Genomic DNA, 18,140 nt, shown 5'->3' on the forward strand with positions numbered 1-18,140 from the left:
AGATGTGTATAAGAGACAGGGACCACAGCCTGTCAAAAATATTCGCTCAAATCCCAGTGCACGACAGGTCCGGAGCGACGGATTCCAAGATGGGAGCATGAGCATCTGCTCGAAGCTGTGCAGCAGCGCCTTGATGCAAACGCACAAGCTATGCGCGTGCGTCGCGAGACGGTCGAGCATCCGTTTGGCACCATGAAGGCCCGCATGGGCGCGACACACTTCCTCACCAAAACCCTTCCAAAAGTAGCCGCCGAGATGGCTCTCTCGGTCCTGGCCTATAACCTGACACGGGCCATGAACATCGTCGGGATCAAGCCGCTGATCGCTGCGATCGCGGCCTGAGACCGAACCGTCCTCGCTTCTCACCGCCCTCCCGCGGAAGGTGTTTTTACACGACCAAGACCCGGAACGGACATTCTGAGTGTTGAAAGTCGCGCTCCAAAGGTTTCACTAACTCGACGGTTGCTGGTATCAGCGCTGACGATGGCAATCGGTCACAGTGTCTTCGTTCCATTAAATGGAACCATCGGCATTCTTCGAAGGTACGCGAAACATTTTCGCATCCCTGAAGCTTAAGTTAATCGTGGGGCCTAATCGAAAGGCCGCGATATGGAACCGACCAATCGAATATCGGACCACATCGATCATAAGACTGCCCGCTCGATTTGTGACGAGGTGGGTGACAGATTGCAACAGAACTTATCTCGCGAAGCCTCGCCTCTGCCGCCCTACCTCGAACGTCTAGTCGATGAATTGCGCAAACAGGAGCGTCATCCAATTGATGGCGTCGCAGCGCCCGCTAACCGTTTCCTTCATGCGACGCGGCGAGTAGTCGCGTCCGTCTGAGCGCGTAAAGAAGAAGCCGTCGCCGTTCCAAACCGGCAGCGGCTTTCCGCTAATCTTGTCGCTTGAGGCATTGCCGCCGCCGGACGCCATGAGGACGTGCTTGTTCAAGCCGCCCTGTTTCCCCGTTGGCCCGTGTGAGACATGCCGGGGCGGTCCGACGATGTCCGTTCACAGGGGCAGACCGGAAGTTTGCATCCGAGCGCCAAACCGACGCAATTGACCCATCTGCGACATGGGCAGGTTCAGCCGACCAGCTGGCAGTGCCCGCTGATGAAAGTACCGTCGCGTTTATGCGCCTTAAACGTGCCGTCGACGCGGTTGATGAAACCTTGCCAGACAGCGGTCGGGTCGAACAGATGTTGCCAAATGTTGCCGAGCGTAAGCGCCGTCTCAAAGAACAAGTGCGTATCCGTGACGTGGACGGCCAAATTGCTTCCGAATGTCCGAGATTGCATCGTCCCCTCGTCCAGATTAACGGTGACCTGTTCCCCGTTTATGTAGACCGAGTTGCGCTCGCTACCCGTAAGGCCCCGCGCCCAGCATTTCAGATCGATCGTCTCGGCATGTGCAGCCGTTGCAGCTAGCAGCGCTGCGACGATGATGGTTGCTTTCAGCTTCACAGTTATCTCGTCGCTTTGTGACGGCCCTGCCGGGGGTTCGGACAAGGCAGGACATTCGATGACTTTGCCGAAATTTCGGTGTCGACTTCGAGGGAAGTGCAGAGGACTCAGTCGTTCAGAGATTAGCACGCGGCAATAGCCATCCCATGATCTTCTGATACGGATCGAGACGACTGCGGACGAATGCGTCCTCGTTCTGCTGAGCGGCGCTCCTGGCGAATTCAGAAATCCCCTGCACAGACTGCCGTTTATCCTTCGGAAGCTTCGCCCATTGGCGGATGATCTTCCGGCGGGCTTCGCGTTGCTTTTCCCTTACATCAGGCATCGGGACGCTCCTTGAAGAGGATTATTCCGGTCGACCTAGTATTGTTTGGGCTCGCTAGAACTTCAACGTTCAATCAAGAACTTTTAGCCCCTCTGATCGTGCAGCGCTATACACGAGTCTCATATTGGCTTTGCAGGCCGGCCGCCCTAGAATTGCGGCGATCGCAGGACTGGCGAAATGCAGTATGTTTGCGACGCGCCGAAGGGCAAGACCTGGTTCCGTATCGAGACGGAAGGTGAAGCGATGCATGAGTCGCGCCTGATGGGCCACACAGTTGAGAAATATTTCCGCCGCGAGCGGGAGAAGGCAGTCCAGTCCTGGCGTCCCGAGCGGCCCAACGCGATCGAGCGCGACATCGGCCTCGAGGCCCATGTACAGCGAGAGATGCCGCTTTTCCTCACGCTGCGCGACAGGGAGGGCAATGCACTAACTACAGCGATGCTGCCACCGGGTGGCAAGGATCGCGGCGGGTTCCGGATCATCATCGTTGCCGCATCCAATGCCGATCCTTATCCTCAGCAGGACGCGGCCATCGCTGCACTGGGAGCGCATTTCGGTCTCACACTCGATCGCAACCGCTGCTTCCCCTACGGCCGCTAAGGAGCCGGACAAGTTTCGCCGCTTGATTGGAGCGATGTCGGCTCATGGCCCTTCGGCGAAGTGGCAGCATCGCTCCACGAGGTCCGTTTATTGAGGCATGGCGGACAAGATTTGCTCAGGTTGAGTTCTTCGCATTTTGATCCCAACCGGACATTTGCATCACACCGAGCGCTCGCTATCGCAACGGCTTCGCAGGCATTGGCTTCTTGGCATACCGGGAGTCCGGCAGTCAGGTTAGCGGCAGCGGAAAGTCAATATCAGTTGACTTGGTTCACCTTTGGCACAGGATGATACTTCACCAAAAAAGGAGGTAATCATGCCCCGCCGATTGATCGCTTTGGCTTTCGTCTTGGCAGGTGCGAGCGCGGCCATTGCCGATGATATGAAAATGCCAGTCAACTCTGGTGACCTCAAATGGGGACCAGCACCTCCCACGTTGCCGAAGGGAGCGGAAATCGCGGTTCTTTCAGGAGACCCCTCCAAAGATGGTCCCTTCGTTATTCGCCTAAAAATGCCGAGCGGTTATAAATTTCCCGCGCATAATCATCCAACGGATGAATACGTTACGGTCATATCAGGCAACTTTCACGTCGGAATGGGCGACAAACTCGATGAGAAAAAAGCAATCGAGCTGACGGCGGGCGGATACGTCGAAGCACCTGCCAAAATGAACCACTACGGTTGGGTAAGCAGTCCCTCCGTCGTTCAAATTCAGGCGCAAGGGCCATTCGGGATAACTTACGTTAATCCAGCCGATGACCCAAGCAAGATGTAGCATTCTTGAATAGCACAAAAAGTGAAACCCGAGTCGGCTTCGGCCGGCTCGGGTTCACCAGCCCGTAGGGCGGAATAGCGAGGCGTATTCCGCCAATTCACGTACGCGGTAGGGCATCAACCTCAAAACCGTTAAGGCGATGGATCTCACCATTGCGCCGACCCTTCTCGCCCGTGCCGACGAGGTGATCGAATAGAGGTACTGTTCGCGGCGGTGCATGAGTCCGTTTGTGGCCCAAAGCAGTCATCGGCGGTGCTTCTCGCGATGTCCGCTAGTGACCCTGGCTGTGTAAAAACTCGAAAATCGAAACGCGACGAAGAATGATATTTTTCAGTTCGATCCCTAAGTTGAATTCGCTTGCGCGTTGAGCGACTAAAACAGTCTTGAACGAATAACTTCTTCTATCACGATTGAGCGTCTTCACGTTTTCACACAGCCAAGACTCAAAGCCGACGTAGGGCAGGAACGCGCTGAAGTCGGCCTCTGACCGGAAGCGCCCATCACCCTTCCGGCACGCCAGCGAGGCGAAAGCCTTCACACGTGCGCTTGAGCCCGGCAAGAAAAGCCGGGTTGTCACTTTGTTGAGCAGCGACAAAACGACGGATGGTGAAACCTGAGTTGAGCGCAAGTCCCGTTCTCGCAGCAGTTCGCGCCTCATCGAGCGCGCCGGTCAGGCCCAACGCTGCGGCGAGCGACAAATGAGCGATAGGAAAGTTGCGGTTCGCCTCAGTGCTTTGTCGTAGCCAATTGACGGCTTCGACGTCCAAACCAAGCTGTAGCTTCGCCACGCCCACAAAACACGTCCACTGGTAAGCTTCAACGTCGCGAGGGGAGAGACGTAAAGCCTCGCGTATATGGCCTTCGGTCTCGGCAGCGCGACCCAAATAGAATTTGGCAAAACCAAGGGCGGCATGAGAGTTGGCCCTATTCGAATCCAGCGCCAACGCATGCTCGAATTCACGGATGCCTTGGGCGGCCCGGTTCGTAAAGATCTGGACCCAACCCCGAGCCGAGTGGGCTGAAGTATAGTTCGGCCTGATCGACAATGCCTTATTCACCATCGCCTCAGCCGCTGCAAACCGCGCAGGCCCATCATCCGTGGTAAAGCTGGACCCAATTGCCGTATCAACAGTTGCCAGGCCAATCATTGCTTCGACGTTGCCGGGGTCGAACTCCAGAGCGCGTTCGAAGAAGCTCCGCGCCTGCGTTACGTCTTCAGGGCTAAACCCCTTCATCAACCAGGCCCGGCCCTGGAAGTACAAGTCCATCGCATCGGGATGCAGCGTACGCTCGGCTCGTCGCGCCTCAGCCACGATGAGCTGCGCACCTAATGTATTGGCGAGCCTCGATACGATTTCGTCCTGCATGTCGAACAGGTCGACGACAGGCTTCTCGAAGCGCTCGGCCCAAAGATGCTGGCCGCTCCTGGCATCGATCAACTGCACGTTCATCCGAAGCCGCTTGCCGCTGCGTTGCACTGAGCCTTCGAGCACGTAGCGAACGTTTAATTCGCGGCCGACTTGCCGTAGATCGACTGCTCTGCCCTTGTATGAGACGGCGCTGTTCCCTGCGATGACAAATGAACCAGCGATGCGCGACAAGTCCGTGGTCAAACTCTCGGTTACACCATCCACGAAATAGTCCTGCTCGCGATCCCCGCTCAGGTTCGCGAAGGGTAGCACGACGATGGATAGGCGCGGCGTTGAAAGCCGGGCCCGACTTGCGCGTTCAACCTGTGTCTCGGAGCTAGGCCCATCCCGGACCGCTGCATAGGTCCGGACCGGAAGGGCGATGTTCTTGAGGTTCTGCTCGCCCAGATCAGCGAACTCGATGCCCACTTTACCTCTGACGTGGTCATACGCGGAAGACGAGATGCAGATACCGCCTGGTTCTGCGATGCTTTCGAGCCGCGCCGCAATGTTTACGCCGTCCCCAAAAATGTCATGCGGTTCGACAATCACGTCGCCTATATTGATGCCCACCCGAAAGGCAATGTGATTGTCTTCCGGCTCATCGATCGTAAGTTCGTGAGTCCGGGTCTGGAACTGCATCGCGGCCCGAACCGCCTCTACCGCGCTGGCAAACTCCGCCAAAAACCCATCGCCTGTGTTTTTCACGACGCGGCCACCGTGCTCGGCGATCGCGGGGTAGACGGCCTCCATGAGGAGCGTCGTCAGTTTGGCATGCGTAGCCTCCTCGTCATGGTGCATCAGCCGCGAATAGCCCGCCACGTCGGCGGCCAATATCGCCGACAATCTGCGTTCGATCCGGGACGGCCGCTCTTGCGCCATGACCTGCAGACCTTTTTGACCTGCACATTCTACGATAAATCCGGCTGCCGTGCCACGACCACTCAAGCGGGACGGCAAAGTGGGCGTAATCGCCCGAAGATGACCATGGTGACGGCTGCATCAATCGGAATGGCCTCCAATCGGTTCCCCGTTCAACCCCAAAAATCAGGCGCTCGCCTGGGAAAGCTTCGTCCATTGCTCGGCCGTCGCAGATGAGATGATGTCGCCTTCTGGCCCAATTCGGACCTAGGGTGAACGCGCCAATGCGCCGCTATCAGAGGCACAGCGGACCTCATACGAAGTGCAGCGCGGGTTTATGAGTACACGTCCTACTCGCCCGAGCGATCCGACAGCCGCGCGCGGATGTCCGGCTTCAGCACCTTGCCGACCTTGGAGCGCGGCAGATCGTCCCAGACTTCGATCTGCTTCGGTGTCTTGACGCTGCCGATCCGCTGCTTGACGAAGGCAGCCAGCGCCGTCGCATCGACGCTCTGGCCGGCGCGGGCCTGGACCACGGCGACGATCCGCTCACCCCATTTCTCGTCCGGAAGCCCGATCACGGCGCAATCCTGCACCGCTTCATGCGCCCGCAGCGCGTTCTCGACCTCGATCGAGTAGACGTTGAACCCGCCGGTGATGATGATGTCCTTGGCGCGATCGACGATATAGAGGTAGCCGCAATCGTCGATGTAGCCGACGTCGCCGGTGTGGTGCCAGCCATGCGCGGAGGCCTCCGCCGTGGCCTCGGGATTTTTGTAGTAGCCCTCCATCACCAGCGAGCCGCGGACCACGATCTCACCGCGTGCGCCGGTCGGCAGCAGATTGCCGTCGCCATCCATGATGCCGGCCTGCACCAGCGGACTGATCCGCCCGGCCGAGGCCAGGCGCTCCATCGCGATCGTGCCGTCGGCATTGTAATGCTGGTCCGGCGCCATCATCGAGATCATCATCGGCGCTTCGGTCTGACCGAACAACTGCGCCATCGGCCCGATACGCTGGAGCGCCTCCGCAAGCCGCGCGGCCGAGATCGGCGCCGCGCCATACCAGAAGCATTGCAGAGACCCGAGCTTCGCGGAGTCGAGTCTGGGATGATCGAGCAGCATGTAGATCACGGTCGGCGGCAGGAAGGTGTGCGTGACGCGATAGCGCTCGATCAGATCGAGGAATTCGGCGATGTCGGGATGATGCATGATCACGATGCGGCCGCCGAGCGCCATGATCGGGAAACACAGCACGCCGGCCGCGTGGGTCAGCGGCGCGAGCGCGAGATAGATCGGGCGGCCCTTGAAGGGATAGCCCATCAGCGTCAGTGCCGTCATCGCCTCGATGTTGCGGCCCGACAGCATGACCCCCTTCGGCTTGCCCGTGGTGCCGCCGGTGCCGGGAATCATCGCGAGATCGTCGATCGTCTCGCATTGATAGTGGTCGTCGGCGAGGCCGGCGAGCCAGCTGTCGAACGAGGGCGCGAAGGGTAACTCGGCATCGAGGCAGACGACGGCACGCAGCTTTGGCAGCTCTGCACGCACCGCCTCGACCATGGGCGCGAAGCTCGAATGAAACAGCAGCAGGCTGCAGTCGAATTGGTCGAGGATGAGCCGATTTTCGGCCGCCTCGTTGCGCGGATTGATCGGACACCAGACCGCACCGCCGCGGGAAATGCCGAACACGCAAGCAAACGCGACAGGATCGTTGCCGGAGAGGATTGCGACCTTCTCGCCGGCAGCAATACCCGATCGCGCGAGCCCGCGCGCGACACGGTAGCTCAGCCGCTGCACCTCGCCATAGCTGAGGTCGCGTCCATCCATGGTGAGGCACGGCGCGTCGGCGCCGAGCGAGGCACCTTTGTCCAGGTAATCGATGAAGCGCATGATCAACACCCGAAGCGGCAGCGGGTGACGCGGAGGTCCGCGCCACCCGCGATTGACCTAATCGTGCACGGTCAGAACAGGCTTGCTGACGAGCCCGAAGCTGCGCAATTGCCCGAGCAACTCGTGATGGCCGAACGCCTGGCAGCCGGAGGCGAACCCTACGCGCTTCGGTGGCTGCTGCAACAGGTGCGCCGCGGCATAGGCCTGCAACATGCCGGTCTGCTTGTAGTTGCTGTTGCCATTGATGACGCAGTGCGCGCGCCCCAACGGGCCGGAGGCATGCACCGAATCCAGCGACTTGTTGACGCGCGGGTTCTCGCGCGGCGGCATGGTGTTCATCACGCCGGCGGCGGTCTGCGCCAACGCGGCGTAACGGTCGTCGGGCTTCATGTCCTTGGTCGCGTCCAGCGCGGCTTTGACGATCTGCGGCACAGCCAGCATCAGCCCGCGGTTGAACACGCCGCCCAGCACCTTCACGTTGGCCACGCGCGGATCGCGCTTGAACCACACCGGGTGCGAAGTACCGCCCCAGGGCAGCGCCAGCGCCAGCTCGTGCTGGCCGGGGATGGCGAGGTTGTAGAGGCCGGCATCGGGCTGGTGCTCGACGTACTTGTTCTGCTCCAAATAGTAGGCCTTGGCCATCGCGGCGTTGACCAGGATGGTCTGTGTCGATGCGATGGTCGGGCTGCCACCCCAGAACACGGCGATATCAAGCGTGTCGAGGCCGGGCGTCTCCAGGCACAGCTGCGCGGCGATCTCGCCGGTGGTGTACATCTGCGCGATGCCCGGCGCCAGCAGCAGCCCGGCATTGGCGAACTTCGTGCCCCACTCCTGCTCGAGCGTGATCAGCCAGTCCTGCTCACCGGTCGTGTCGGTGTAGTGACACTTGGAAGCGAGGCAAGCCTGCACCACTTCGCCGCCGAACTTGGCGAAGGGCCCCACGGTGTTGAGCACCACCGAGGCGCCCTTGAACAATTCAGTCAGCGCGGCCACGCTGTGCGGCACCTTGACCACCTCGTAGTCGGCGGTCTCGATGCCCGCCACGTTCGACTTCATCGCGGCGTTGAGCTTCTCATTGCTGCGGCCGGCGGCGATGAAGGGGATGTTGTATTCGCGTAAGTATTCACAGACCAGCCGGCCGGTATAGCCGGAAGCGCCATAGACGATGACGGGCTTCTTCTCGCTCATTGCGTTCCTCCGAAATACTTGTTGTCGGCTTTGTTGTTACATGCCCATGCCGCCATCGACCGGCAGTCCGATGCCGGTGATGAAGCGCGCCTCGTTCGAGCACAGGAATACCGCGGCATCGCCGATGTCCGTGACCTCGGCGAGGCGGCCGAGCGGGGTTTGCTCCACCACCGAGCCGACTGCGGCGTTGACGTCAGCCGCGAGTCCTACCTTGACGATGTCGTTGGCGAGCTGCATGCCCATGTCGGTCGGGATCAGGCCCGGATAGATGCAGTTCACGCGCACGCCGAAGCCGAGCTTGCCGGCTTCCATCGCTCCGACCCGCGTCATGCGGTCGACCGCGGATTTGGTGCCCGAATAGACCGCGATGCCGGGAAAGGCGATCGTCGCCGCAACCGAGGCGATGTTGACGACGGCGCCGCCCTTGCCGGCCGGCCCGCCCGGGCGCATGGCACGGAAGGCGTGCTTCATGCCGAGCACGGTGCCGACGATATTGACGTCGCACATCCGCCGCGCGTCCTCGGCCTTGACCTCGGAGATCAGCGACGTGATCTCGATGCCGGCATTGTTGATCAGGATGTCGTAGCCGCCGAGGGTTGAGACCGTCGCGGCAACCGCCCGCTCCCATTGAGCGTCGTCGATGACGTCGAGTTGGACGAAGCCCGTCGCGACGTCTTCCTTCGCGATCGCGGCTGCGCTGGCGCGGCCGGTCTCTTCCAGGATGTCGGCGATCATGATCGAGGCGCCGGCCCGCGCCAACGCCTGCGCGATGGCCGCGCCGATTCCGCGGGCACCGCCGGTGACCAGGGCTTTCCTGCCTGCAAGGCTCTTCCCACTCATGACGCACTCCTCCGTTGCTGGTGATTGATTCGTGCTGCGCCAATCGGCGCGCACCAGGTCGATGGGCGCAGGCCTTTTGGGCTGCACCCAGCGAAGCGTTCCTCCATGGTCGGACGTCTTGACGACTGTCCAAATTCTTGGTGCGAACCTCCGCCAGAATCTTGACACTTGTCAAGAACGAATTTGACAGTTGTCAAAGGAAGTGGTTGTGAGGGGATGGAGCATTCCGCGGTCGACGCGGTATAAGTCCTTGAAAGAACGGGACTGAGGATAAGGACAAGATGGCGCGGCAGGTGACGGGAGCGGCCCGGCGTGTGGCTGATGCGGCCGAGGTGCTGCGCGACGAGAAGTTCAACGCGCGGCGCGTCGAATTGGCCGAGGCCGCGCTCGAAACGCTTGGAGAGCTCGGCTTCGCACGCACCAGCCTGCGCGAAATCGCGCAGAACTCGGCATTCACGCACGGCGTGTTCCACTATTATTTCAGCGACAAGCTCGACCTGATTTGCTGCTGCGTCCGCCACTACAAGGCGAAGTGCGTGACGCGATATGACGAGGTCGTCGCGACAGCAACGAGCCGCGACGAATTGACGGAAGGTTTCCTCGCCAAGCTCGCGGCAACGCTGCAGAACGAAGCCCGCATGCACCGGCTTTGGTACGATTTGCGCTCGCAGGCGATGTTCGAGGCGGCGTTTCGCAAGGATGTGCTCGAGATCGACAAGAGCCTGGAAGCGATGATCTGGCGCATCGCCTCCCGCTATGCCGAGTTCGGCGGCAAGCGGCCGGCGTCGTCGCCGGCTGCGCTCTATGCGCTGTTCGACGGTCTATTCCAGAGTGCGCTGCTCAAGCACCTCGCGGGTGACAAGACGGCGATTCCCGAACTGCTCGACGAAGTGCGGCGCCTGCTGCCGACGGTCTGCTGAAGCGCACGCGCGGCGCAGCGGAGGTCATAGAGTTTTGAGCGGGCATGCTTTCGCACGAAGGCATGCCCGTTTTTATTTCGAGGGATGATGTTTCCGCGTCGTCATGGCGAGCGAAGCGAAGCAATGACGATCAGGCCGCAGTCGAAACATCTTCAACGTTCGGCCCTCGCCGACAAATATTCAATCATCCACTGTCCGGCGGGACCTAGCTGCTGATCGGCGCGATAGGCGCCACCCATGACGAGTCGGGTGGCACGGGCATCGAACGCAACCGGACGAATCATTTTCAACCGTCCTCGCGCGATATCGTCCTCGACCAGATGCGCGGGCATGTTGCCCCATCCGAGGCCGGCCAACAGCATCGAATGTTTGGCGCCGAGATCGGCGAGCCGCCAGGTCTGACCGGACAGGACGCCGTAATCGCGGCCAGCGGTCATGGCCGATCGATCCGTCAATACGAGCTGAACATGTCGTTGCAGGACATGCGTCTCGATAGGACCATCGAGCGCAGCCAGCGGATGATGCGGGGCGACCACCGGGATCAGGTCGACGGTCAGCAAGTGGAAGCGCCTCAGGACGGGAAGGTCGGTGAAAATGAATTGCAGAAGCCCGATCATGCAGGTCCCGTCGAGCAGCAGCTCCGTCGCAGCCCCGAGCGGCTGCACGTAGACGCGGGGAGGAACGGTCGGAAACCTCTCCGTAAATGCCTTCAGCGCATCGACGACCGCTTGCATCGGAAACATCGAATCCAGCACGATGGTCAATTCGGCTTCGAGCCCGCTGGCGAGACTTTTCGCGGAATCGCGGAAGGCGTTTGTCTCTTCGGCGATCCGCCGCGCCCGGAGCAGGAGCGTGCGCCCCGCCTCGGTGAGAGTTGGGCGGTAAGCGGTGCGATCGAACAGCGGCATGTCGATCTGCGCTTCCAGCTTTTGAATTCCGTAGGTCACCGCCGATTGCGCGCGGTTCAACTTCCTTGCTGCCTTCGAGAAACTGCCCTCATCAACGACAGCGAGGAAGATCTGGATCTGATCGAGGGTGAGCGCGTCCATATTCTGATTTATAGATCAAGATGAACTAAACTTCATCAATTTCTTCGAAGGCGGCAATCATCTACCGAGTCCTCGACGCGACCGATGGCGCGCCGTGAAGTCCAACCCATACATCGAGGATCGACCAGATGACCCATGTCTTGACGACCCATGTCTTGAAGTTGCTATCCAGCCCGCGCGGCGCAGCCTCGCTTTCGGCGCGGCTCGCGACCGCACTCGTTCTCATGCTCGTCGCGGCGACATCCCCAGCCCGTTCCGACGACATCATCACGACGCACAGGCTATCGGCGGCTCTGGCAGCGGAGGCCGCAACCGAGGCGGTCGCGAGTTGCGCAAAGCAGGGTTTTCGCGTGAGCGCGGCCATTGTCGATGTCGATGGCTTGACGCAAGCGATGTTGCGCGGTGACGGGGCTCACGCGGCCTCGTTCGATCTGGCCAGCGACAAGGCGTATACCGTGGTCACCATCGGCGCGACGCACAATGACGATAGCATCAGCGCCATGGTGAAGCGGATGGGCGCCAATCCGACGGCCTTTTGGGGCCTGGCCAATGCCGGGGGCCTGGGCAAGCTGCCGCGCGTCTCGCTCATTGTCGGCGGTCTTCGCATCAAGATCGGCAATGAGGTTGTTGGCGGCATCGGCGTCTCGGGCGGGCCCGGCATCGATGACGACGAAGCTTGCGCCAAAGCCGGCATCGACAAGATCAGCGCGCACCTCAAGTAAGTCGGCAGCATGTTTCAGCGTCGTCATTGCGAGGAGCTCGCGACAAAATTGCAAAGCAATTTTGCGCTGATGCGACGAAGCAATCCAGAATCCTTCCGCGGAGGGACTCTCGATTGCTTCGCTGCGCTCGCAATGACGGCGTTGAGAGAGCTACGCTCGAACTAACGATTACGCCGCAGTCGCTGGCGGCAGCGCGAGCACCGAATAGATCGCCTGGGCATCGCGCGAGGCGCGGAGCTTCTTGGCGATGTCCTGGTCGCGCAGCAGGCGGGCGATGCGGGCCAGCGCCTTCAGATGATCGGCACCGGCGCCTTCGGGGGCGAGCAGCAGGAAGACCAGATCGACCGGCTGGCCGTCCATCGCCTCGAAATCGATCGGGCGATCGAGCCGGGCGAACAGGCCGAAGATCTTCTCAAGCTTGGGCAGCTTGCCGTGGGGAATGGCGACGCCGTAGCCGACCGCGGTGGTGCCGAGCTTCTCGCGCTGGAGCAGCACCTCGAACACCGCGCGCTCGTTCTGGCCGGTCAGCTCGGCGGCCTTGGCCGCGAGTTCCTGGAGCGCCTGCTTCTTGCTGTTGACCTTCAATGCCGGAAGAATCGCCTCCGGGGCGACCAGATCGGTAATCGGCATGGAAGTGTTCCGAGGTGAATTAAACCGTCAGGTTCCGAATTGGCCGGCTCGATCAGATCGAACCCGGCCGGCGTCAAGAAGGTGAAGCAGGAGGCGGACTTAGCCCCGATCCTGATGTGGGGCGCTTCTACTCCAACGCAATCCCGGTGCCAACTCCCGCGTGCGGCTTTGCCCCGGTCATTGTTAAGACCTGTGGTTGATACGGGCTCCCGGACACGAGCCTAGCCACCCGATTTGGCGCCCGGGGGGTCGATCCAGCCGACATTGCCGTCGGCGCGGCGGTAGATGATGTTCACCCGGCCCGAGGAACCGTGCTGGAATACCAGGCAGGGTGCTCCGCTGAGGTCGAGTTCCATGACGGCCTCGCTGACCGACATCTGTTTCAGCGACGTCGTGGCCTCGGCGATGATCACCGGACTGTAGCCGGTGACCTCGTCCTCGTCGTCGCCCTCGCCGGGGGCCTCGAGCACGTAAGCAGTGGCGTCCATGGCGGCCAGCGCCGCAGAGGCGACGTGGGCCTTGCGGGCCGAACGGTCCTTGAGCCGGCTCTTGTATCGCTTGAGCCGCTTCTCGATCATCACGAGCGCCTGGTCGGCGCTGGCATAAGCGTCATGCGCATTCGAATCGGCTTCGAGCGTAATGCCGGAATCAAGATGCAGCGAACAGTCGGTGCGGAAACCGAGGCCGTCCTTGCTCAGCGTGATGTGGCCGGAGTAGTTGCCGTCGAAATATTTACGGAGGACCTCTTCGGTCCGGTCGGTCACGCGACCGCGAAGGGCCTCGCCAACGCTAACGCTCTTGCCCGAAATCCGAAGAGTCATGTGATGCCTCGCTTGGTTTGCACCCAGTGACGATGACGCGTCATCGCAGCTGGGATTATTCCCTGCGCATGATCTTCCCGGAAAACCGCTACGCACTTTTCCGGATCATGCGCGTGCTTGGATCGGTCGCGATAGGGGGGACGAGAGTAGCGCGATTTCGCGCCAGCGCAATCAGGCCGGTTCGACGTTGCGCGAGCGATCGGACATTGCAGTGGAAAGGACGTTACCAAGAGCGCTCTGCTTGTCACGACGGCGTTGCACCGAGGACGGAATGCGCATGGCTTCGCGGTACTTCGCGACCGTGCGGCGGGCAATATCAATGCCCGAAGCGCGCAAGCGTTCCACGATGGTATCATCCGACAGGATCGCGGCCGGTGCTTCCGAATCGATCAGCTGCTTGATGTGGTGACGCACGGCTTCGGCCGAGTGCGCCTCGCCGCCGTCGGCCGAGGCGATCGACGCGGTGAAGAAATATTTCAACTCGAATGTGCCGCGATTTGTCGCCATGTATTTGTTGGCGGTGACGCGCGACACCGTGGATTCATGCATCTGGATGGCGTCGGCGACCGCCTTCAGATTCAGCGGCCGCAGATGCGCGACGCCATGGGTGAAGAAGCCGTCCTGTTGCCGCACGATCTCGGTCGCAACTTTCAGGATGGTACGGGCGCGCTGGTCGAGCGCGCGCACCAGCCAGGTCGCGTTCTGCAGCGCGTCGGTAAAATACGACTTGTCGCCGTCCTTGCCCTTCTTCTTCGAGAGCTCGGAATAGTAGGTCTGGTTGACCAGCACGCGCGGCAAGGTGTCGCTGTTGAGCTCGACATGCCAGCCACCGTCCGGACCCGGGCGAACATAAACGTCCGGCACCATGGTCTGCAGCCGCGCCGAGCCGAACTTCATGCCGGGCTTGGGATTGAGGCGGCGAATCTCGCCGATCATGTCGGCGATGTCCTCGTCATCGACGCCGCAGACCTTGCGCAGGCCCGCGATGTCGCGCTTGGCGAGGAGATCGAGGTGCTCGACGAGGGCCTGCATCGCCGGATCGTAGCGATCGAGCTCGCGGAGCTGGATCGCCAGGCATTCGCTTAAGTTACGTGCACAGACGCCGGGCGGATCGAATTTTTGCAGCACGGCAAGAACGTCATCGACGTCCTTTTGCGTCGCCCCAAGCCGCTCGGCGGCCTGGCCGAGATCGGGCGGCAGATAGCCGGCCTCGTCGACGAGGTCGATCAGGTACTGCCCGATCATGCGCTGCGCCGCGCCGGTGAAGGCGACCGAGAGCTGCTCGGCAAGATGGTCGCCGAGCGTGGTTTCCGCCGCGACGAAGGCTTCGAGATTGTAGTCCTCGTCACCGGAGGCACCGCCGCCCCATTCCGTGTAGGTGGTCGGCGCGACGTCCTGGGCGTTGCGCGCCGCCGCCTCGGCGGGCTCCTCGGAGAAGACGTTGTCCAGGCCTGTGTCCAAGGTCTGCTCGATCTCGGCGCGGGTGCCGAGATCCTTGCTCATCCATTCTTCCTGGCCGGGCTCGAAGGCGTTGCCGCTGCCGCCAAAGCCGTCATCGGCACCCTGACTGCCTGAATCATCGCCATCATGGTCGCTGAACTGGCCGGCCTCGGCCGGGGCCTCGCCGCCGGGGGCCTCATCATTGGCCCGCTCCAGCAGGGGATTACGCTCGAGTTCCTCCTCCACGAAGGTCGTGAGATCGAGATTGGACAATTGCAGCAGCTTGATCGCCTGCATCAGCTGCGGCGTCATGACCAGCGACTGCGATTGCCGGAACTCTAATCTCTGCGTAAGCGCCATCTAACAAGAACCGTTCCCGAAAATTGGTCCGATTCTTGCTTATCTTAGTCCTGGCCTGATGTACACGCCTTGACGAAAAGGAAAAAAGGGCTACAGGCGGAATTCCTCGCCAAGGTAAAGGCGGCGAACATCCGGATCAGCGACGATCTCGTCCGGGCTCCCCTCAGTCAAGATCTCACCGGCGTAGACGATATAGGCGCGGTCGGTGAGACCGAGCGTCTCGCGCACATTGTGGTCGGTGATCAGCACGCCGATGCCGCGATTGGTGAGATGGCGAACCAGGTCCTGAATGTCGCCGACCGCAATCGGATCGATGCCGGCAAACGGCTCGTCGAGCAGCATGTAGTTCGGACGCGTTGCGAGCGCGCGCGCGATCTCGACGCGACGGCGCTCACCGCCGGACAGCGCAATCGACGGCGATTTCCGCAGGCGCGTGATGTTGAATTCGTCGAGCAGGGAGTCGAGCTGCTGCTCCCGCTTCTTGCGCGAGGGCTCGACCACTTCGAGCACGGCGCGAATGTTCTGCTCGACGGTGAGGCCGCGGAAGATCGAGGCTTCCTGCGGCAGATAGCCGATACCGAGCCGCGCGCGCTGATACATCGGCAGCTTGGTGACGTCGTGACCGTCGAGCTCGATCGCGCCGCGATCGGCCTTGATCAGGCCGGTGATCATGTAGAACACGGTGGTCTTGCCGGCACCGTTCGGGCCGAGCAGACCGACGGCTTCGCCGCGGCGCACATAGATGCTGACACCGCGCACGACCTGGCGGCTGCCAAAACTCTTTTCCACGCTATGCACAGCCAGGAAGCCCGGCCGCTTCAGGAGTTGTGGCCCGCCCGAGCCGTTGGACTTGGCAGCGGGCCTGGCTTTGGGCGGTTGAGCCGCCGCCGGCCGCTGCCGCGGCGGGGCCTCGACGCCATAGGGGTCCGACGCCTGCACGGGCTGGTCACGGGCAATCGGCGGCGCGTCCCGCACCGGGCTCGCCACCAGGCCGCCGACGCTGTCACCGAGCGCGGTGATGTCCTGACGGGCAAATCCTGGCCGGCCGCGCTTGGCGGGGCGCCGACGGAACATGCTGAACAGATCGACCATCCCCGCCTTCTAGCCTGCTACGGATCCTGCGCGGTAGCCGCGCGGTGTGCCGCGCCGGCTTCTTGCTTCGCCGACGCAGCATGAATGTAGGGATGTCTCATGCCCAGTGAAACACGCCCGAAAAGCGGCGGACCCCGCTTCGAAAGCCCTGCGCTAGATACAGTCTCGCCGGGCAAGCTTCAACCTCGGATCGGCCGCATCTGAGCCAAGCTATTGAATTTACTTCTGTTTACCTGAACCGGGCAATTGCAAAGGCGAGCCCGCGCCCGCGCCCGGGGCTACCGGCGTTCCGCATTTGCCGTTCGCGCCGCCCTGGGTCTGGATGAACAGGCCCTGCACCTTGCCGCTGTCGGATTCCACCCGGGAGACGCCGGTGGTCATGTCGACCATGAGGCGGTCGCCGCGCAGCACGTTCTGGCACTGCGTCAGCACCACGCCGCCGAGCATGGTGATGAGGTTGGTCTTGGTGTCGAACACCGCGGTCTCGCCGGTCACCACCTGGTCCTTCTGGGTGACGACGACACTGCCGCGCGCTTCCAGCCGCTTGATCGAGGAGGCGCCGCCCGGGCCCGGTGTCGCCGACTGTATCGGCGCGCCCTTCTGGCCTTTTGCAGCAGCGGATTGGGCCGGCGCAGCCTGCGGCGCGGCCGCCTTGTCGCTACTGGATTCGTAGAACACCACCAGCGTCTTCGAGGTCATGGTGGTGTCGCCCTGCACCACCTTCACATTGCCGGAGAAGGTCGCTTCCTTCTTCTTGTCGCGCATCTCGAGCGAGGCGGCCTCGATCTGGATCGGCTGATCGCGGTTCTGCGAAAAGCCCTGCATCGCATTGGGCACGCCTTGCATCGTGCTTTGCGCGACGGCGGCACCGGTCGCAATCAGCGCCGCGCCGCCAAGCGCGATCGCTGCGACGATGGCGCGACGCTTGCTGTCGTTGCGCGGAAAAAAATGAGCCATGAAAATCACTTTGAGTTCGTAGATTTGTTCTTGGACTTCGCAGGCGGCGGCGCGGGCGCGGGCTGCTCGACCGGCACGGGCGCAGCGTCATCCGTGCTGATCTTGTCCAGATGCATCACGACATTGCCTTCGAAGCGGATGACGTCGCCGCCTTCGGTGATGCGCAAGCGGTCGGCGGTCAGCGTACCGTTGGTCAGCTTGACGTCGACATGGTCATCGGAGGAGACCGTGCCCTTGGCCATGTCGACGAAGGCTGAGTTCAGCCGCGCCTCATAGCCGGTCGAGGTGCGCAGGAAGATGTCCTTGTGCAGATCGAGCTGCTGCTGCTTGTTGTCGAAGCGGCCGGTGCGGGCATCGAGGAACATGGTCGACTGGTCTTCCATCAGCACCTTCGCGCGCAGATCGGCGAGATCGACGTGATCGGGATCGGTGATGTCCTGCGTTGCGGTCTTGGCCCAGAGCTCGTAGGGCCGCTGGTCCGGCGTGAAGCCGGACATGTGCGGCGATTCCATCGTGATCTTGGTGCCGGAGACCACGAGGTTTCCGGAATCGACCTTCACGGGGATCATGGAGAAGGGGTTGAGGAAGGTCGAGACCGCGACGATCGAGGCCATGGAGAGAACCACGGTCACCGGCACCGCGATGCGCAGAATCCGCACCAGGCGGCTGTGGCGCGCCGCGGTGGCAAACTTCGCCGCAAGCGCGGCGTCGTAGGTCGAAAACTGGGCCGAGTTCACCGCTGCTCCGGGGGCATCGCTTGCCTGGTCAGAAGGCTCCAATCGAGGGCGCCCCATTG

General features: G+C 61.7%; 18 protein-coding genes and 1 pseudogene. 5 read left to right on the plus strand and 14 right to left on the minus strand.

What is annotated here, in order from left to right:
• Positions 1 to 30 precede the first annotated feature (30 nt).
• Positions 31 to 342 (plus strand): annotated as a pseudogene (locus tag FXB40_RS48420) (transposase); the annotation flags it as partial.
• A 399-nt stretch (positions 343 to 741) separates the two neighbouring features.
• On the opposite strand, the gene FXB40_RS48425 reads toward FXB40_RS48420, so the two are convergent.
• The 3 genes from FXB40_RS48425 to FXB40_RS41040 all read right to left on the minus strand — a co-directional run bounded on the left by FXB40_RS48425 (position 742) and on the right by FXB40_RS41040 (position 1,791).
• Positions 742 to 954, minus strand: coding sequence for a hypothetical protein (locus tag FXB40_RS48425; protein WP_187437490.1), 213 nt, complete (start codon positions 952 to 954; stop codon positions 742 to 744).
• A gap of 134 nt (positions 955 to 1,088) precedes the next feature.
• Positions 1,089 to 1,466, minus strand: coding sequence for a hypothetical protein (locus FXB40_RS41035; protein WP_148777966.1), 378 nt, complete (start codon positions 1,464 to 1,466; stop codon positions 1,089 to 1,091).
• A 115-nt stretch (positions 1,467 to 1,581) separates the two neighbouring features.
• A complete protein-coding gene (locus FXB40_RS41040; protein ID WP_148777967.1) occupies positions 1,582 to 1,791 on the minus strand; it encodes a hypothetical protein in 210 nt (69 codons plus the stop codon).
• A gap of 177 nt (positions 1,792 to 1,968) precedes the next feature.
• Here FXB40_RS41040 and FXB40_RS41045 point away from each other — a divergent pair, with 177 nt between their 5' ends.
• Entirely contained in the window at positions 1,969 to 2,391 is a 423-nt protein-coding gene (locus tag FXB40_RS41045; protein WP_027555008.1) for a hypothetical protein, read from the plus strand.
• A gap of 316 nt (positions 2,392 to 2,707) precedes the next feature.
• Positions 2,708 to 3,166, plus strand: coding sequence for a cupin domain-containing protein (locus FXB40_RS41050; RefSeq protein WP_148777968.1), 459 nt, complete (start codon positions 2,708 to 2,710; stop codon positions 3,164 to 3,166).
• 500 nt (positions 3,167 to 3,666) lie between these two features.
• Here the strand turns inward: FXB40_RS41050 and FXB40_RS41060 are convergent, their stop codons facing one another.
• From FXB40_RS41060 to FXB40_RS41075, 4 genes are all read right to left on the minus strand, one after another.
• On the minus strand, positions 3,667 to 5,457 hold the full coding sequence (locus tag FXB40_RS41060; protein WP_148777970.1) for an adenylate/guanylate cyclase domain-containing protein: 1,791 nt from the start codon (positions 5,455 to 5,457) through the stop codon (positions 3,667 to 3,669).
• A gap of 329 nt (positions 5,458 to 5,786) precedes the next feature.
• Entirely contained in the window at positions 5,787 to 7,325 is a 1,539-nt protein-coding gene (locus FXB40_RS41065; RefSeq protein WP_148777971.1) for an AMP-binding protein, read from the minus strand.
• 57 nt (positions 7,326 to 7,382) lie between these two features.
• On the minus strand, positions 7,383 to 8,513 hold the full coding sequence (locus FXB40_RS41070; protein WP_148777972.1) for a DUF5938 domain-containing protein: 1,131 nt from the start codon (positions 8,511 to 8,513) through the stop codon (positions 7,383 to 7,385).
• Between the two features lie 36 nt (positions 8,514 to 8,549).
• Positions 8,550 to 9,353: an SDR family NAD(P)-dependent oxidoreductase gene (locus FXB40_RS41075; RefSeq protein WP_148777973.1), complete on the minus strand. Its 804-nt coding sequence runs from the start codon at positions 9,351 to 9,353 to the stop codon at positions 8,550 to 8,552.
• Positions 9,354 to 9,634: 281 nt separating this feature from the next.
• On the opposite strand from FXB40_RS41075, the gene FXB40_RS41080 reads away from it, so the two are divergent.
• Positions 9,635 to 10,273, plus strand: coding sequence for a TetR/AcrR family transcriptional regulator (locus tag FXB40_RS41080; RefSeq protein ID WP_148777974.1), 639 nt, complete (start codon positions 9,635 to 9,637; stop codon positions 10,271 to 10,273).
• Between the two features lie 152 nt (positions 10,274 to 10,425).
• Here FXB40_RS41080 and FXB40_RS41085 read toward each other — a convergent pair whose 3' ends face one another.
• The gene (locus FXB40_RS41085) at positions 10,426 to 11,322 is read right to left on the minus strand and encodes a LysR family transcriptional regulator (protein WP_148777975.1); all 897 of its coding nucleotides are present in this window, start codon (positions 11,320 to 11,322) and stop codon (positions 10,426 to 10,428) included.
• A gap of 128 nt (positions 11,323 to 11,450) precedes the next feature.
• Between FXB40_RS41085 and FXB40_RS41090 the strand changes: the two genes are divergently transcribed.
• Positions 11,451 to 12,044 carry a GlcG/HbpS family heme-binding protein gene (locus FXB40_RS41090; RefSeq protein WP_148777976.1) on the plus strand — a complete coding sequence of 198 codons (594 nt, stop codon included), beginning with the start codon at positions 11,451 to 11,453 and terminating at the stop codon, positions 12,042 to 12,044.
• A 168-nt stretch (positions 12,045 to 12,212) separates the two neighbouring features.
• On the opposite strand, the gene ptsN is transcribed toward FXB40_RS41090, so the two are convergent.
• The 6 genes from ptsN to lptC form a co-directional block, all read right to left on the minus strand.
• A complete protein-coding gene (ptsN, locus tag FXB40_RS41095; RefSeq protein ID WP_063681444.1) occupies positions 12,213 to 12,674 on the minus strand; it encodes a PTS IIA-like nitrogen regulatory protein PtsN in 462 nt (153 codons plus the stop codon).
• Between the two features lie 221 nt (positions 12,675 to 12,895).
• On the minus strand, positions 12,896 to 13,495 hold the full coding sequence (gene hpf, locus FXB40_RS41100) for a ribosome hibernation-promoting factor, HPF/YfiA family (protein ID WP_148777977.1): 600 nt from the start codon (positions 13,493 to 13,495) through the stop codon (positions 12,896 to 12,898).
• A gap of 171 nt (positions 13,496 to 13,666) precedes the next feature.
• A complete protein-coding gene (rpoN, locus tag FXB40_RS41105; RefSeq protein WP_148777978.1) occupies positions 13,667 to 15,295 on the minus strand; it encodes an RNA polymerase factor sigma-54 in 1,629 nt (542 codons plus the stop codon).
• Positions 15,296 to 15,385: 90 nt separating this feature from the next.
• Positions 15,386 to 16,387 (minus strand): LPS export ABC transporter ATP-binding protein, encoded by a 1,002-nt coding sequence (lptB, locus tag FXB40_RS41110; protein WP_148777979.1) that lies wholly within the window; start codon positions 16,385 to 16,387, stop codon positions 15,386 to 15,388.
• Positions 16,388 to 16,606: 219 nt separating this feature from the next.
• Positions 16,607 to 17,344 (minus strand): LptA/OstA family protein, encoded by a 738-nt coding sequence (locus tag FXB40_RS41115; RefSeq protein WP_187437491.1) that lies wholly within the window; start codon positions 17,342 to 17,344, stop codon positions 16,607 to 16,609.
• Positions 17,345 to 17,349: 5 nt separating this feature from the next.
• The gene (gene lptC / locus FXB40_RS41120) at positions 17,350 to 18,081 is read right to left on the minus strand and encodes an LPS export ABC transporter periplasmic protein LptC (RefSeq protein ID WP_148777981.1); all 732 of its coding nucleotides are present in this window, start codon (positions 18,079 to 18,081) and stop codon (positions 17,350 to 17,352) included.
• Between the last annotated feature and the right edge of the window lie 59 nt (positions 18,082 to 18,140).

The organism is Bradyrhizobium rifense, from assembly GCF_008123425.1.
Taxonomy (GTDB): domain Bacteria; phylum Pseudomonadota; class Alphaproteobacteria; order Rhizobiales; family Xanthobacteraceae; genus Bradyrhizobium; species Bradyrhizobium rifense.

Excerpts from the sequence above, each read along its gene's own strand:
- FXB40_RS41040 (WP_148777967.1), bottom strand. The coding sequence starts at position 1,791 with ATGCCTGATGTAAGGGAAAAGCAACGCGAAGCCCGCCGGAAGATCATC.
- FXB40_RS41045 (WP_027555008.1), top strand. The coding sequence starts at position 1,969 with ATGCAGTATGTTTGCGACGCGCCGAAGGGCAAGACCTGGTTCCGTATC.
- FXB40_RS41050 (WP_148777968.1), top strand. The coding sequence starts at position 2,708 with ATGCCCCGCCGATTGATCGCTTTGGCTTTCGTCTTGGCAGGTGCGAGC.
- FXB40_RS41060 (WP_148777970.1), bottom strand. The coding sequence starts at position 5,457 with ATGGCGCAAGAGCGGCCGTCCCGGATCGAACGCAGATTGTCGGCGATA.
- FXB40_RS41065 (WP_148777971.1), bottom strand. The coding sequence starts at position 7,325 with ATGCGCTTCATCGATTACCTGGACAAAGGTGCCTCGCTCGGCGCCGAC.
- FXB40_RS41070 (WP_148777972.1), bottom strand. The coding sequence starts at position 8,513 with ATGAGCGAGAAGAAGCCCGTCATCGTCTATGGCGCTTCCGGCTATACC.
- FXB40_RS41075 (WP_148777973.1), bottom strand. The coding sequence starts at position 9,353 with ATGAGTGGGAAGAGCCTTGCAGGCAGGAAAGCCCTGGTCACCGGCGGT.
- FXB40_RS41080 (WP_148777974.1), top strand. The coding sequence starts at position 9,635 with ATGGCGCGGCAGGTGACGGGAGCGGCCCGGCGTGTGGCTGATGCGGCC.
- FXB40_RS41085 (WP_148777975.1), bottom strand. The coding sequence starts at position 11,322 with ATGGACGCGCTCACCCTCGATCAGATCCAGATCTTCCTCGCTGTCGTT.
- FXB40_RS41090 (WP_148777976.1), top strand. The coding sequence starts at position 11,451 with ATGACCCATGTCTTGACGACCCATGTCTTGAAGTTGCTATCCAGCCCG.
- ptsN (WP_063681444.1), bottom strand. The coding sequence starts at position 12,674 with ATGCCGATTACCGATCTGGTCGCCCCGGAGGCGATTCTTCCGGCATTG.
- hpf (WP_148777977.1), bottom strand. The coding sequence starts at position 13,495 with ATGACTCTTCGGATTTCGGGCAAGAGCGTTAGCGTTGGCGAGGCCCTT.
- rpoN (WP_148777978.1), bottom strand. The coding sequence starts at position 15,295 with ATGGCGCTTACGCAGAGATTAGAGTTCCGGCAATCGCAGTCGCTGGTC.
- lptB (WP_148777979.1), bottom strand. The coding sequence starts at position 16,387 with ATGGTCGATCTGTTCAGCATGTTCCGTCGGCGCCCCGCCAAGCGCGGC.
- FXB40_RS41115 (WP_187437491.1), bottom strand. The coding sequence starts at position 17,344 with ATGGCTCATTTTTTTCCGCGCAACGACAGCAAGCGTCGCGCCATCGTC.